Origin of the sequence: Agromyces humi (genome assembly GCF_009720255.1) — a bacterium.
GTDB lineage: Bacteria > Actinomycetota > Actinomycetes > Actinomycetales > Microbacteriaceae > Agromyces > Agromyces humi.
Genome location: NZ_WJSP02000001.1, coordinates 1 through 14,060 on the forward strand (window position 1 = coordinate 1; position 14,060 = coordinate 14,060).

Below are 14,060 nucleotides of genomic sequence, written 5' to 3' on the forward strand. Positions count from 1 at the left end.
CTGTGGCTCGAGCAGCACCTCGCCAAGTAGCCCGGCGCCGTGCTCGCCGTCACCCACGACCGGTACTTCCTCGACCACGTCGCCGAGTGGATCTGCGAGGTCGACCGCGGTCGGCTCGTCGGAGGCCACCACCGGCACGAGCCGGGCGAGCGCGTCCTGGAGCACCGGCGCGGCGGCCGTGTACCCGTCCGTGGTCAGCATGGCGAGCCCGCGCAGGGCGTCGGCGGCAGCGAGGGCGGAGTCGCCGAGGGGTGGCGCGGGGTCGGCGTCGCGTATCGCTGCTGCGACCTCCGGAAGTCCGACGGCTTCGGCATGCGTTCCGGCCGAGATCGCGGCGATCATCGCGTCGGCGTACGTCGCAAGGGCGGTCTCTCCGTCGTGTCGCTCGAGCAGGCGAGCGGCCGTCACCAGCCGTGCGGCGGCGCCGCGACCGCGGGTCGTGCTCGAGGCGACGTGCGCGCGCACGAGTTCGATGCGCGCACGCTGGTGTTCGTCGAGGAGTGCGGGATCCGCGAGGTCGAGGAGCCGCAGCGCGTCGTTCATCGCGCCCGCCCGGTACGTGTCCTCGGCCGCCATGAGGGCGCGTCTGGACCGAGTTCGCGGGTCGGGCGTGAGCTCGGCACCCCGGGCATGGAATGTCGCGCCGGCGGCCATCCCCCCTCGTGCTTGCGCGCGTCGCGCGGAGCGCACGAGCTCGGCGGCGACCTCCTCGTCGAAGCCGATGGCGGCCTCGGCGAGATGCCAGGCACGCCGGTCGGGGTCGGTGGACGGGTCGGTCGCGGTCGCGAGCGCCCGGTGGGCGGCTCTTCGCGCGCCGACCGGGCTCGCGCGCACGGCAGCAGACCGGACGAGCGGGTGCCGGAATCGAACGCGGGCGCCGAACTCGATCAGTTCGTCCTCGATCGCAGGGGCCACCGCTTCCGTTGCGATGCCCAGAATTGCGGCCGCCCGCTGGATCAGTGCGGGATCGCCGATGGGTTCCACAGCGGCGACCAGCAGTGCCGATCGCGTCTCGGGCGGCAGTGCTCGGATGCGGTCGACGAACATGTCCTCGATACGACTCGTGAGGCTCGGCGGCGACGTCATGCCGTACCCGCCCGCGATCTCCACCGCGCCTCTTCCGCGCGACAGGATGAGGAGCGCCAACGGGTTGCCGCGAGCCTCGCCGATCAGCCGATCGCGGACGTCAGGATCGAGCGGACCGGAGATCACCGACTCGAGCAGCAGCCGCGCATCGGCGGGCTCGAGCCCCTCGACGATGAGGTCCTCGATACCGGTGAAGTCGTCGCCGACCGGCTCGCGTACCGCGAAGAGGATGCCGACCGACTCGGCGACGAGCCGGCGTGCGACGAACGTGAGCACTTGAGCGGAGGCGCGGTCCAGCCACTGTGCATCATCGATCAGGCAGAGCACCGGTCGAGCACCCGCGGCCTCCGCGAGCAACCCGAGAACCGCGAGTCCGACGAGGAATCGATCCGGCGCTTCCCCGCTCCGTAGGCCGAAGGCGACGCCGAGCGCTGCCGCCTGAGGTGCGGGCAGCGCATCGAGCCGGTCGAGCACCGGAGAGCACAGTTGGTGGAGACCGGCGTAGGCGAGTTCCATCTCCGACTGCACGCCGGTCGCGCGCAGCACCTGGTAGGCCGTGGCCTGCTCGGCTGCGTAATCGAGCAGCGCCGACTTGCCGGCGCCGGCCTCGGCGCGCAGCACGAGGGCGCGACTCTGGCCACCGCCGAGGCTTGCGATCATCCGGCTGACCGCCTCGCACTCACGCCGCCGGCCCAGCAGTGACGGGCTCGGCGTGCGGTGCTCCATGATGGCCGATCCTATGTGCTCGGCCGTCATGGTCGCACCGCCGGGTTCAGCTCCGCAGTCGCCGGATGAGATCGATCGATCGGATGAACCATCGGTCGCCGTCCCGGATGTAGGTCTGGTGGAGCCGGCAGTATCCGTTCCGTGCGCGCGCCGGTGAGCCGTCCCGACCGACGAGGTACTCCGCCGCCCACACACCTTCGGCGCGCGTCTCGGATCGGAGGGTCAGCTCGGCGCCGAACGCGTGCACGACGAGTGTTCCGTCACCCGCTTCGAGGTCGATCGTCGCTCCGATGTGCGGGCTCAGCGCGAACCACGCCAGCGAACCGTCCGGGTCGAACACCCGCAGTTGCCCTCCCTCGGCGAAGCATCGCTCGAACTCGTTCCAAGCCCGGTCGCCGGCGGAACGGCAGAGCCGGCCCTGCAGGGATCGGAGCTCCTCGAAGACGAGCAGGCGGGAGAGCGGTGCGGACTCGTCGATCATTCAGGAAGCTCCTGGCCCGCCGCCGCACGCACCATGTACTCCGCGTACCATTCGGGCCATCCGGCATCCTCGTGTCCGATCCTGGCCTCGTGCGCGCCGTGCGCCTCCGCGGCCGCGCGCAGGGCCGCTGCCAGCTCGGCGGGCGAGTCGTATCTCGTCTGCACGATTCGGCCCGGGATCCGCTCGGTGACCTCCTGGACGAGCCATTCGTTGCCGTCCGGGTCATTGAACGCGACCCATGAGCCGTACGAACGACGCTCGGGCGCGAGGCCGGACACACGAGCTGTCGTGCCGCCGTGGTGGAAGACGCCGGTCGCGTCGTGGAAGACGTCGCTGACCGGCGCGCCGGCGCCCTGCAGGGCCGCGCGCGTCGCCTCGATGTCGGATGCCACGAGCTGCAGTCCACGAACCGACCCCGGCTCGGCGTCGGTCACTCCGGCGCCGAAGATGATCGACGTCGGCGAGCCGGGAGGTGTGAACTCGACGACCCGGTAGTCGTCCGAGATGACGAGATCGACGTCGAGCGTCCACCCGAGGCCCGCATAGAACGCCTTCGCCCGGTCGACGTCGCTCACGGGGAGGACGACGACCTCGAGCTTCAGGGCGGCGGTCGCCTCGTCCGTCGCAGTTCCGGATGCGGTCGCGACGGTCATCGTTTCGGTGTCCATGAGAACCCTCTTTCTTTCGTTCGGATGATTCGAGGGTGCCGCGGCTCGTCGGGCGGAGGCGCCCGTGCGACACACTGGCGGACACCCGGGACCGTGGGTTGCGGCATCCGGTGCACCGGGGCTTCCCGGGCGACCGGGGACCGGTCTCGATGGGACCGGGGACCTTCCCGGGGAGTTGCCCGGGCGCGACGCCGCACCACCGGGCAGCACGCTGGATCGGGTACAGCGTCGGCACGGGCCGGCCGCGGAAGGGACACACTGATGAACGAGCAACGGAGGGGTCAGGGCGACGCCTTGGTCTGGCTGATCACGGGAAGCTCCCGTGGCTTCGGCAAGGAGATCGCTGAAGCCGCGCTCGAACGCGGCGACGTCGTCGTGGCCACCGCCCGGCGCGCAACGGCCATCGACGGATTCGCGCAGCACTACGGTCCGGACCGCATCCTGGTCGCCGAACTCGACGTCACCGACGCCGATGCTGCGAGACAGGTCGTCGGCCGCGCCGTTGAGCGGTTCGGCCGTCTGGACGTCGTGGTCGACAACGCCGGGTACGCGAACAGCGGGTCGATCGAGGAGACGCCGGAAGAGGACTTCCGGGCGCAAGTCGAGACCAACTTCTTCGGCGTGGTCAACGTCACCCGCGCGGCACTGCCGGTCATGCGCGCCCAGCGCTCGGGCCTGTTCCTGCAGTTCTCATCCGTGGGCGGCCGCATCGGCGGCACCCCGGGCCTCGGCGCCTACCAGGCCGCCAAGTTCGCCGTCGAGGGCTTCTCCGAGGTGCTGGCCGCCGAGTCGGCCCCGTTCGGGGTGCGGGTCGTCATCGTCGAGCCGGGTGCATTCCGCACCGACTGGCAGGGCGCCTCGATGACCAAGCACCCGGTCGGACCCGACTACGAGACGACCGTCGGCGCGATCCACGCGATGCGCGAGCAGGGCGACGGCAGGCAACCCGGCGACCCGACGCGCGGTGCTCGGGTGCTCGTCGACCTCGCCCACGGCGACCTCGTCCGAGCCGGCGCCGACCTGCCGCTTCGCCTGCCGCTCGGCAGCGACGCGGTCGCCCGCGTGCTCAGCGGCGAGCAGGTTCGCCTCGAGGAGGCGACGGCGTGGGCCGATGTCAGCCGATCTGCCGATTTCAGGGCGGATGACGCGGACGCGGCGGTGGGGGGAACTGCAGCATGAACGACACCCTGACCTGGTTCATCACGGGCGCCGGGAGCGGCCTCGGCGCAGCACTCGCCGAACACGCGCTCGAGACCGGCGATCGGGTCGTCATAGCGGCTCGAAGCGGTCACGATCTCTCCGCGGTCCGTGAACGGCACCCAGAGACCGCGTTCCCGGTCGCACTCGACGTGGTCGACGCGGAACAGCGGCGCCAGGCGATCGCCGCCGCCACTGAGTGGGCGGGCGGGATCGACGTGCTCGTCAACAACGCCGCGATCGACTTCCTCGGCGCGCTCGAAGAACAGGACGAACGCGACATCCGTGCCCAGTTCGAAGTGAACGTGTTCGCACCGATCGAACTGATCCGGCTGGTGCTCCCTGGCATGCGGGCCCGCCGCAGCGGAACGATCGTGAACATCTCGTCGATGGACGGCATCTCCAGCTTGCCGGCGAACGGGTACTATTCGGCGACGAAGTTCGCGCTCGAGGGCCTCACCGAGGCGCTCTGGCAGGAGATCGAGCCGAACGGGCTGCGGGCGTTCCTCGTCGAGCCCGGATCGTTCCGCACCGGCATCGAGCGGCGCACGCATGTGTCGGGACGGACGATCCCCGACTACGACGCGACGTCGGGCGCCTTCATCCGAGCCGTGTCGGCCGTGCGGCCGGAGCAATTCCCCGGTGATCCCGACCGCGCCGCCGAAGCGATCATCGGCAACGTGCGCGCCGCCAAGCCCAGGCATTGGCTGGTGCTCGGCAGCGATGCGTATCGCCGGATCGACGAGAAGCTGAGCCGCTTCCACGCCGAGTTCGACTCCGGTCGTGAGCTTGCCGCATCCACCGATTTCCCGGGCAGCGGGCCGGCGGTGCTGTGAACGCGAACCGCGACGCCCTGAGACCGCCCCCCGTGGTCAGCCCACCGCGCCGAGCGACCGAACCCGGCCGGCCGGCCGCCGTGCTGCCCGAGGGCGATCGCGTCACGATGTTCGAGATCTTCTTCGACCTCGTCTTCGTGTTCGCCCTGATGCGGGTGATCGAGCTCATGGAGACGCAGCAGGGACTGGGCGGCCTCGGCCGAGGGCTGCTGGTGCTGCTGCTGCTCTGGTGGGCCTGGTGCGCGTTCATCTGGCTCGGCAACCGGGTGCGCCTCGACCGCGGTCGTGTGGTCGTCGCGATCCTCGTGGCGATGTCGGCGTTGTTCGTTGCGGCGCTGGTGATTCCGTACGCCTGGGAGCCGCCGTCCGACTGGCTGAGCCCGGCCCTCGTACTCGCGCTGGCGTTCACCGTGGTGCGGGCGAGCTACGTCTCGACGTTCCTCTGGACGTCGCGCGGCGATCGGCGACTCCGCACGCAGGTGCTGATCGATGCGATCCCGCAGACGGGATCGAGCGTGCTGCTGATCATCGGAGCCGTGCTCGGCGGAGACCTGCAGGGCGTGTGCTGGGCTGTTGCGTTCGCGCTCGACTTCGGGGTGGGATGGCTCGTCTCCCGCTACAACGGATGGCGGGTTGCCAGTCCGGCGCATTTCGTCGAGCGGCATGGCCTGGTCCTGATCATCGCGCTCGGCGAGACAGTGCTCTCGTCGGGAGCGGGGGTGGGTTCGGACCTGGATGACGGCACGGTCCACGGGCTGTCGATTGTCGCAGCACTGCTCGCCTTCGTGGTCGTCGTCAGCCTGTGGTGGGCATACTTCCGCGGCCCGTCGGCCGCAGCCCGACATGCCCTCGTGAGTGCGGACCCGATACGCCGCCCCGCGATCGTGCTCGGCGTGGTCGCCCTTGGACTTCCCTCCCTCGTGGCGCTGTTCCTCGTCGCAGCCCTCGTGGTCGCCGCCGCCCTCACCACCGCATCTCGGGAACGCCATGCGACCGCCGGCAGTCGGCAGAAGGAGCACCATCCATGTCCGTGAAATCCACCATCACCCTCCGCGACCTGTCGTTCGAGTGGCCGGACGGGACCGTCGCGCTCGAGCACGTCAACGGCATCCTCTCTGCGGGTCGCACCGGCCTCGTCGGCCGCAACGGCGCCGGCAAGTCCACCCTGCTGCGGCTGATCGCCGGAGAACTCCACCCGACATCGGGACGGGTCGATGCCGACGGCGACATCGGCTACCTGCCACAGACCCTGACGCTGAGCACCTCCACGACCGTGGCCGAACTCCTGGGCATCGACCGGGCGCTCACGGCCCTGCGTGCCATCGAGGCGGGTGACGTCGACGAGCGCCACTTCGACGCCGTCGGCGACGACTGGGACATCGAATCCCGCGCCGACGAAGCGCTTTCGGAGATCGGGTTCTCGGCCGCCGACCTCGGCCGACGCGTCGAGGAGGTCTCCGGCGGTGAGGCCATGCTCATCGCGATCACCGCCCTGCGCCTTCGCCGCACGGCGATCACCCTGCTCGACGAACCGACGAACAACCTCGACCGGCCCAGCCGGGCGAGACTCGCGCGCATCGTCGACGCGTGGCCGGGCACGCTCGTCGTCGTGAGCCACGACCTCGAGCTGCTCGAGCACATGGACGACACCGCGGAACTGCACGCCGGCCGGCTCGAGGTGTTCGGCGGCCCGTACAGTGCCTGGCGGGCATACCGGGACCAGGAGCAGGATGCCGCAACGCAGGCGGCCCGGACCGCACAACTGGCGCTGAACGCCGAGAAGCGCCAGCGCGTCGAAGCCGAGACCAAGCTCGCCCGACGCGAACGCACCGCGAGGAAGACGCAGCAGGACGGCGGCATCCCCAAGATCCTCGCAGGCGCCCGCGTCGGCAGGGCCCAAGGATCCGCCGGATCGATGCGCTCGACCCTCGACGACAGGGTCCGGGCCGCGCAGGCCGCCGTCGACGCCGCCGACTCGCGCGTCCGCAACGACGCGCACATCCGCCTCACGTTGCCCGATCCCGACGTTCCGCGCAGCCGTCGCATCGCCGAGATCTCCGACTGGAATCGCACGATGGTCATCCAGGGCCCCGAACGCGTGGCCCTCGTCGGGCCGAACGGGGCCGGGAAGTCGACGCTCTTGGGCCAGCTGCTCACCGGCGCCGAGTCGATGGGCCAGCGACCGCAGGGAACGCTCCTGACCGATCGGGTCGGGTTCCTGCCGCAACGCCTCGACGGCCTCGACGAGACCTCGAGTGCTCTGGAGAACGTGAGCGTGGTGGCCCCCGGCGTCACACCCGGGGCCATCCGCAACCAGCTCGCGAGGCTCCTGCTGCGCGGGGACACCGTCGACCGTCCCGTGTCGACCCTGTCCGGTGGTGAGCGCTTCCGCGTCGCCCTCGCCCGGCTGCTGCTCGCCGAGCCGCCAGCGCAGCTGCTCATCCTCGACGAGCCGACGAACAACCTCGACATCGCGAGCGTGGAGCACCTGGCCGAAGCGCTCGACGGCTACCGGGGCGCTCTGCTCATCGTCAGCCACGACCAGTCATTCCTGGGCCGGATCGGTATCGACACGGTGATCGAGCTCGACGCAGCCGGGCGAATCCGGCAGGGCGGAGCGCGAGACAACTGACCGAGGCGTCGCCGCCGTGGAGGGGGTGGGGCGTGGCGCAGATCACACGAGAAAACCCCTGAGAACTTCTCGTTCATCAGGGGTTTTTGGTGGATCTGAGGGGACTCGAACCCCTGACCCCCTGACAGTGCTGCATATCGCTTGAGCGCAAGTGTTTGGTTGTGGATGCCGGTAATTATACGGGCAGGGCGGCTGTGCGGACGATGTGGAGATGCCGGTTGGTTGTGGTCGATTGGCGGTGTTTGTGGTTGAAAAAGTACCCAAAAGGGACTCGGGCGTCGACGTGCGCGCCGGCGCGAGCGGCGCTGATCTCCTGGTGACTGGGGCCGCCGGCCGCACTCGGAACTCTCATGCTCGACGACCAGCAACGACCGGCGCGCACGTGCAGGCGACCGACGACCGGACTTGAACCCGTGACCGATGGCTTACGCCAAGCCTTACTCCCCCGGCCCACACACCTCGCGATTCCTCGGGCGATCTCGACCTGATCAGGCTCTTCTCTTCGAACCTGCAACAGAGTCTATCGAGATACCTCGACTCGCCTCGGGCGGAATCGAGTCGATCAACAACCAATAATCGTCCACGCATCAGGTAACTTCGCCTCTCGGCGCCCGTTCTGGTGCTGTTCAATCCATTTTCAACTCGCGGCCTGAAAGCGCCAGCGAATTGCGGCCACGAAGGCAGTCATGGCGGGGTGTCTGGGAAGCTGGAGACACACGCACGCGGATCCGCCGCATATCAACTAGAGGCCCACCTCGACCAGCGCCCGCACGAGAGCGGCGCCCTTCACGACGCGGTCCTCCGCGTCGATCAGCTCTCCGTTGTCCTCCAACTGGCGGATGGGGAGGAACCCCCCAACTGTCCCGCCATGCGCTTCACAGACCGCCGAGAAGCGGCTCGCAGCGTCGGCATCTTGTGGTGCTGCCAGCTCGAAACCCTCCTCCACGCACCGAATACCACTGCCGCTCCTCGAGAGCCGAAGCCACCTGGGCGACGTCTCATACCCGCGGAACCAAGGGTCGTTGATTCGGTCCACGAGTGCACTGGTGCGGTAGATCGATAGCAGGTACGGGTCTCGGTAGTATGCGCTACCCGTCAGAGACGCGGTCCGGAGCATGCACATCGAATATCCCCAGACACCGCGAGTGGATCGGTGCTCGCCGTAGTAGATGCCCGTTGCTCCCTCACGCATTGCCGGGTAGGCGACCATGTAGTAGCGCCAGTCCAGGCGGCCAGATGCGCGGCGGGAGGTGACGAACTCCGCGGCTACGCGTTCCAGGCTGCCCAGCGCAGGGTCATTCGATGCGGCGACTTCGTCAAGCAGGGCTCCGAGCGCCGTGCGCAGTGCGCCGTTCCGCCCACGTCCGGAATGAGAGAACACTTCACGCCATCGAGACGCCTGGTTCGCAGCTCGCGTTCCGAACTGTCTGACCCGCCCGCTGCCGAGATCAAAGCCATAGTCCCCCTTGGCGAGCAGGGCAGCAGTTAGGAGCCCCCATGCATCCGGCTCGGTAACGCGGACGAAGGCGTCGGCCCTCGACGGAAGCGTTGACGGCTCCAGGTCGAACGCGAAGATTCGTCCACGGAGAAGCGGATGATCCTCGAGGCGATGAATCACCAGCTCGAGCTCACCACCGACGAACGATTGCTTCGCCTGCTCGTCACGGAGTCGGTCGGGATTGAAGCCACGGAGTTCATCGAGGGACCCATCCCTAATCAACCGCTCGACAGCGGGAACAAGGTCGGTCATGCGAGCTTCGCGGAGCTCGTCATCCGCGAGGTCGATGAGGTTTCGCAAGACGCGAACCCGCTGGGCGAATTCGTCTGTGCGGTATTGACGGTGGACAAGCACTGCGAGCAGGAAGAGCGTCTCTGCCAAGGAGAACTGGCGGCCGCGACCGCGCTTGATGCCGTATGTACGCAAGCACGATGTAAACAGGTTGGTATCCGCCGCGTCGAAGAGCGGAACCTTCCCGTGCTCGGCTGCGTTCACTGCGCTGTCCGCGTCAGTGAACACGGCCGCGAATGCCGCCCCTACGTCATCAACATCCACCCACGTGTCAAATGCGTGCTCCAGGAAGTCCAGGTGCGGCTCACGCCGTGGGTTGGCTAGGCCGAAAGCCCGCTCCGCGCGCTCAAGAAGGGTTGCGCTCTGCGTCGGCTCCCCGTCCCGCCACTCGCACACTTCGACCACGAACTCGAAATACCTCAGAAACTCGTCGTCGATGATGTCGTCGCCACCGTCGAATTGCCAAAGCACGTCAGTCCACACTCCGTCGATCTTGTGGATAATGCGCTCGAACCTCTCGATGTCGGCCCCGCCAGCGAGCAGCTTCTCGAAGCGGGCCTTGAAGTTCTCGAAGTCGGTTAGCGGCTTCCCCCGAGAGTTCATTTTGATGTACAGCTCGTCTCCGGAAGGCATGTCATCAATTGGGAGGAAGTAGAACGAGATCGCCGGCGAATCCTTGTCCGTAAGGCGTGACCATACGTCATCAAGGTCCACGCGTGCGCGGCCGAGCCTGTTGTGGATGGCGTCCAGCATGACGAGCATGGCCTGCACTGTCGGGTCGTGCCGCCATGAAAACAGATACCAGGCCTGGTTCGTGATCCATTCGGATGGCGTGGTGAAGTCGTCGGTCAGGGGATGCTGCGGGTTCACGAGCTGTCGACAGAAGAGCTCCGCGGTCGGGCGAGTCGCGTAGGTGAGCTTGAGGAGCTCTGCCGCAGCGCTGAGTCGATCGGTTCGCGCCGCGACGTACCAGTGGAGGAGGAAGAGCGTGGTGAGTCGTTGTTGCCCGTCCAACGGCTTGAGCGTCGACTCTTCGATCTCCCCATAGACGAAGTCGAGGTCCAGCGGTTCACCGCCGGCAATCGCTTCAATGAGCGCATCGAGGAAGTCGTGTCGAATCGTCTCGACAAGCGACCCAGTCCTGCCCTGCGCATAGTCGCGCTGGATTAGGGGAATCTCCACGCGCGACGCGCGGCATCTCTCCCGCGGCCGCGCCGAACATTCCGGCGAATGATGTCTTGTGACCCTTCACGCGGCGAACTCCTGTTCGTTCAAATCGGGGTCAGGTCTTAGGTAGGGCGCGACCGCCGAGAGAATCGCTTGTAGATACGCCTCGCGATCCTGGACTCCCCAGAAGTGAATTTGCTGGGCGTCGGCGTCGGTGTAGTACTTCAAGAACACATGGCGCGTGCAAGCGGGGATGTACGAGCCCGTCTTGTCGCGGCTGAGGATTTCCCGTCGCTTGACTTCGAATGTCGAGTTCGACAGTGCGCTGTTGTCGCCACTGGCCAGTAGCGCCAGGTTGGAGATGGTGTGCACGCCGTCCTCGTTATCCTCGTCTCCCTCGGTGAGTGCGTTCTCGACGCGAGCCTTGATCTGATCGAACTGCGTGCCCACTGCAACGATCCGAGGGTCGGCAATTGATGCAAGGACGTCGTCGATCTCGATCAGGAGCTCTGAGCGAAGAACCTCGTCAAGGCTTGGGACGTCGCTGATGGCGCTGCGGTGGAGGCGGAGCCATTCGGCCCACACTTTCTCATCGCGCTTGATGTCGAGGGCGTTTTGCGCGTGGATGTGCTCGAGCGACCAGACGCCACGCGAGTGCGCATGGAAGGAGTAATGCTCTGTCGAGTCGGCTCGGAGCCGAATGGTCTCGACGTTCATGAGGAGGAGGACGTCAGAGCACTTCGATCCTGACTTCTGGTAGTCGAGGTCGGCGACCTGACCTGCAGTGAGGTTCAGGTGTTTGCCGATGAGTTCATCGAGCACAGCCTGGAGCGCGGGCCTGGTCAGTCCCGCGACTGCCTCGAGGAGGCCCGCGAACGTGTGCTTCCTCGTCGCGATCAGGTAGCCAACCTTATGGAAGATGTCACGGTCCTCGTACCAGCCGACGATGAGGGAGTGCAGGGCGACGACGTCGTCCCAGAACGACTGAGGGTCGGCATCGATGGCCGGGCGAAGCGTCTCGAATGTGTAGTAGCGCGGCCGATGTCCGCCGGATGGTGTGCCTCCGAGTCGATCAGCGAGGGTGTCCAGGATCAAACTGATTCGCGTCGGGTCATCCTCACTGCGGGCGGTCACGAACGACCAGACCTCTGGTACCCGGAGTTCGCGTTCGAATTGATCCCATTGAGCCGCGGTCTGCTCGCTGCGATCGGAAAATCCCGGGCGATGCTGAAGCTTCGCGAGCAACTGTGCTTTGACGAGTTCGGCATCCGATAGCGGGATCCGTCCAACGTTCAATCGGGTGAAGAGAGCGATCGAATCAAGTTCCTTCGCGGCCTCGTACCAGATCACCCGAACCGACTCGAAGAGGTAGTCGTAGAACCGGTTTGCGGCCCATTGCTTGCGGTGCTCGTACTGGGCGAACCATTGGTCGATGTGCGTGTAAGCGGCGAAGATGTGATGGAAGTCGATGTTGTCGCGCCGGAGGCCTTCCGACGGATTGTTCAGAAACTCGGCGCTTCCGCCTCGCGTTTCAAACTCGAGCGCGAATCCCGCGCCCGCGTTCTGAAGGCCGTCGATTCGCATGTATTGGAAGATCAAGAACAACGTGGTCAGCCGCTGTTGCCCGTCGATCAACTCCCACCTTCCATCGGACATCGCCTTCACGACGACCGGCTGCAAGTAGTAGGCGTCACCGCCGCTCGCCCAGATATCGTCGAGCAACCGCCCGACCTCCTCGGTACCCCACCGATATCCGCGTTGGTATGACGGAACGAAGAATGACCCTGAGATGTCTCCGACAGTTCGTCGTTCGAGAATCGCTTCCACCCGCCAACAATATGCCGAACGCTCAACTCGCTGGTGGCAGCTCCGATCACCTTCGGAACCTTCTTGGTCGTCAGGTCCTGTTGAACGAACTGGTGAGGGGGTGTCACCTATCCGTTTAGCAGACCCCGATCCGCGCACGAGCCGACATGGAGTGCTCCCCCACACGAGCTCTAAAGGCGCCCGATGCCGTTGTTATTGAAGGTCAGAATGTATTGGTCGTGGACCTTGATCCGCTTCACGTTTAGCCTGTCGGCGGCGAACACGAGAGCATCACCGTCGATGCCGAGATGTTGTGCGACGACCAGTGTGACGATCACATCGGTGGCGGCGCGAAGGGCCCTTAGTCCGGGGCCGATCATGAACTCTCTGTGTGCCAGTCTCTGTTCGCTGGAGTGCGCGACAAGGTTCCGGTGTCGCTTCATCGAGGCGAGCCAGGAGTCGCGATCGATCCTGACCTTCTCCCAGACTTCGTCGCTCAGTGTTTCGAGGATGGCCACGACCCGTGCATGGAAGACGGGACGATTGTCGACATTGAACTGTTCGGGCACCTCGAGACGCGAAGCAGCCTCCTTCATGCCGTTGTACTGCTCGGCAGAAAGCAGGCCCGGTAGGTTCGTCCAAGCATCACTGAGCCGATCCAGAACGGTCGCGAGTAGGAAGAAGTCCGAATCGAGGTAGCCAGGCTGGTATTTGAGCGCTGTCATGATTTGCGGGATTGGCCGCAGGTCATCCATCATGGCCCACCAGCGATCGACGATTGTCTGAGTGTTCGCCCGAGACAGTCGCAGGGGAAAGTCTCGGTAGTCGACGGACTTGGCAGGGCGCGGAGTCACAGTAACGCCGCGGTAGACCTCGATCTCTGTCCCGGCGCCGTTCCAGACCGTAAGCAGGTTTCGTGTCGACGGCTGCTGTGCCGCGACGGTGATGAGTCGCTGGAGTGCATCGAGCTGAGTCTCGAACTGTTCGATTGAAGCGCCACGCTCGCAGCGGAGCTCAATAGGCAACCCGTCAGCTCGGGGAGCATACAGAAGCGACATCGCTGGTGCGCCGTCGAGCGCCGGGACATCGAGCGGATCGTTCGGGAAACGAGCGGCGCCATCCCGCGTGTAGTAGCTGGCAACCGCGTTCGCGTAGTCGTATAGAGGTGTCGCTCTGAAGAGTAGTTCCCCGGGGTCGCCCGATCCGACACGTAGGTCATCGATCCGAAGCTTCCGAACGCCGTTAACAACGACCGGGACTCCGAGCAGATAGAACGGGCCGCGGCCAGACGAGCCGGTGAGCTCAATCGGTTCGGTCGCGGCGGTTCCAGCGATCTGTCGAACAGGCCAATTGGTTCTCGAATCGAGCCACAGGTAGCCGTCTTCCGCTGCAATCTCACCCGCGGACATCGACTGTTCATTCCACCAGCTCACGGCGAGTGGGAATCGAGCTATCTCCTCGGCAGAACGGGGACCCTCTGACACCTTCTATACATTGGCAGACACCCGCACTCGACATCTACTAGCGGGTGGACCATGAACCGTCAGCCGCGCAGGAACGTGGGACGCAAGAACGTCCGAGTTGGCGTGGGTTCGCCTTAGTCAATCCCATCCGGAGGTCCCGCACGTTCAACCAAGCGAGCTCTCCTTCACGTGCGTGCAGAAATCTATTG

The 14,060-nt window shown here is 66.2% G+C and carries 9 protein-coding genes and 1 pseudogene; 4 read left to right on the forward strand and 6 right to left on the reverse strand.

Going from position 1 to position 14,060, the window contains the following annotated elements; all coding sequences use genetic code 11:
• Positions 1-1,347 precede the first annotated feature (1,347 nt).
• The 3 genes and pseudogenes from GH736_RS00005 to GH736_RS00015 all read right to left on the reverse strand — a co-directional run.
• Positions 1,348-1,842 (reverse strand): annotated as a pseudogene (locus tag GH736_RS00005) (ATP-binding protein); the annotation flags it as partial.
• Positions 1,843-1,858: 16 nt separating this feature from the next.
• Positions 1,859-2,293 (reverse strand): nuclear transport factor 2 family protein, encoded by a 435-nt coding sequence (locus tag GH736_RS00010; RefSeq protein WP_159599021.1) that lies wholly within the window; start codon positions 2,291-2,293, stop codon positions 1,859-1,861.
• A complete protein-coding gene (locus GH736_RS00015; RefSeq protein WP_328596765.1) occupies positions 2,290-2,961 on the reverse strand; it encodes a VOC family protein in 672 nt (223 codons plus the stop codon). The genes GH736_RS00010 and GH736_RS00015 overlap by 4 nt, the downstream gene beginning before the upstream one ends.
• 261 nt (positions 2,962-3,222) lie before the next feature.
• On the opposite strand from GH736_RS00015, the gene GH736_RS00020 reads away from it, so the two are divergent.
• Genes GH736_RS00020 through GH736_RS00035 form a run of 4 tightly spaced genes read left to right on the forward strand, consistent with a single transcriptional unit; the run spans position 3,223 to position 7,626 of the window.
• Complete coding sequence (locus GH736_RS00020) at positions 3,223-4,140, forward strand: SDR family NAD(P)-dependent oxidoreductase (protein WP_159599023.1); 918 nt, start codon at positions 3,223-3,225, stop codon at positions 4,138-4,140.
• Positions 4,137-4,994, forward strand: a complete 858-nt coding sequence (locus tag GH736_RS00025; RefSeq protein ID WP_159599025.1) for an SDR family NAD(P)-dependent oxidoreductase — start codon at positions 4,137-4,139, stop codon at positions 4,992-4,994. Before GH736_RS00020 ends, GH736_RS00025 begins: the two co-directional genes overlap by 4 nt.
• A 32-nt stretch (positions 4,995-5,026) precedes the next feature.
• The gene (locus tag GH736_RS00030; RefSeq protein ID WP_159599027.1) at positions 5,027-6,028 is read left to right on the forward strand and encodes a low temperature requirement protein A; all 1,002 of its coding nucleotides are present in this window, start codon (positions 5,027-5,029) and stop codon (positions 6,026-6,028) included.
• Positions 6,019-7,626 (forward strand): ABC-F family ATP-binding cassette domain-containing protein, encoded by a 1,608-nt coding sequence (locus GH736_RS00035; RefSeq protein ID WP_159599029.1) that lies wholly within the window; start codon positions 6,019-6,021, stop codon positions 7,624-7,626. Before GH736_RS00030 ends, GH736_RS00035 begins: the two co-directional genes overlap by 10 nt.
• 742 nt (positions 7,627-8,368) lie before the next feature.
• On the opposite strand, the gene GH736_RS00040 is transcribed toward GH736_RS00035, so the two are convergent.
• The 3 genes from GH736_RS00040 to GH736_RS00050 all read right to left on the reverse strand — a co-directional run bounded on the left by GH736_RS00040 (position 8,369) and on the right by GH736_RS00050 (position 13,821).
• Positions 8,369-10,597 carry a DUF262 domain-containing protein gene (locus GH736_RS00040; protein ID WP_159599031.1) on the reverse strand — a complete coding sequence of 743 codons (2,229 nt, stop codon included), beginning with the start codon at positions 10,595-10,597 and terminating at the stop codon, positions 8,369-8,371.
• Positions 10,598-10,663: 66 nt separating this feature from the next.
• Entirely contained in the window at positions 10,664-12,409 is a 1,746-nt protein-coding gene (locus tag GH736_RS00045; RefSeq protein WP_159599033.1) for a GmrSD restriction endonuclease domain-containing protein, read from the reverse strand.
• Between the two features lie 170 nt (positions 12,410-12,579).
• Positions 12,580-13,821, reverse strand: coding sequence for a hypothetical protein (locus GH736_RS00050; protein ID WP_159599035.1), 1,242 nt, complete (start codon positions 13,819-13,821; stop codon positions 12,580-12,582).
• Between the last annotated feature and the right edge of the window lie 239 nt (positions 13,822-14,060).

Bases quoted from the DNA above. Each gene is read 5' to 3' on its own strand.
- GH736_RS00010 (WP_159599021.1), bottom strand. From the start codon at position 2,293: ATGATCGACGAGTCCGCACCGCTCTCCCGCCTGCTCGTCTTCGAGGAG.
- GH736_RS00015 (WP_328596765.1), bottom strand. From the start codon at position 2,961: ATGGACACCGAAACGATGACCGTCGCGACCGCATCCGGAACTGCGACG.
- GH736_RS00020 (WP_159599023.1), top strand. From the start codon at position 3,223: ATGAACGAGCAACGGAGGGGTCAGGGCGACGCCTTGGTCTGGCTGATC.
- GH736_RS00025 (WP_159599025.1), top strand. From the start codon at position 4,137: ATGAACGACACCCTGACCTGGTTCATCACGGGCGCCGGGAGCGGCCTC.
- GH736_RS00035 (WP_159599029.1), top strand. From the start codon at position 6,019: ATGTCCGTGAAATCCACCATCACCCTCCGCGACCTGTCGTTCGAGTGG.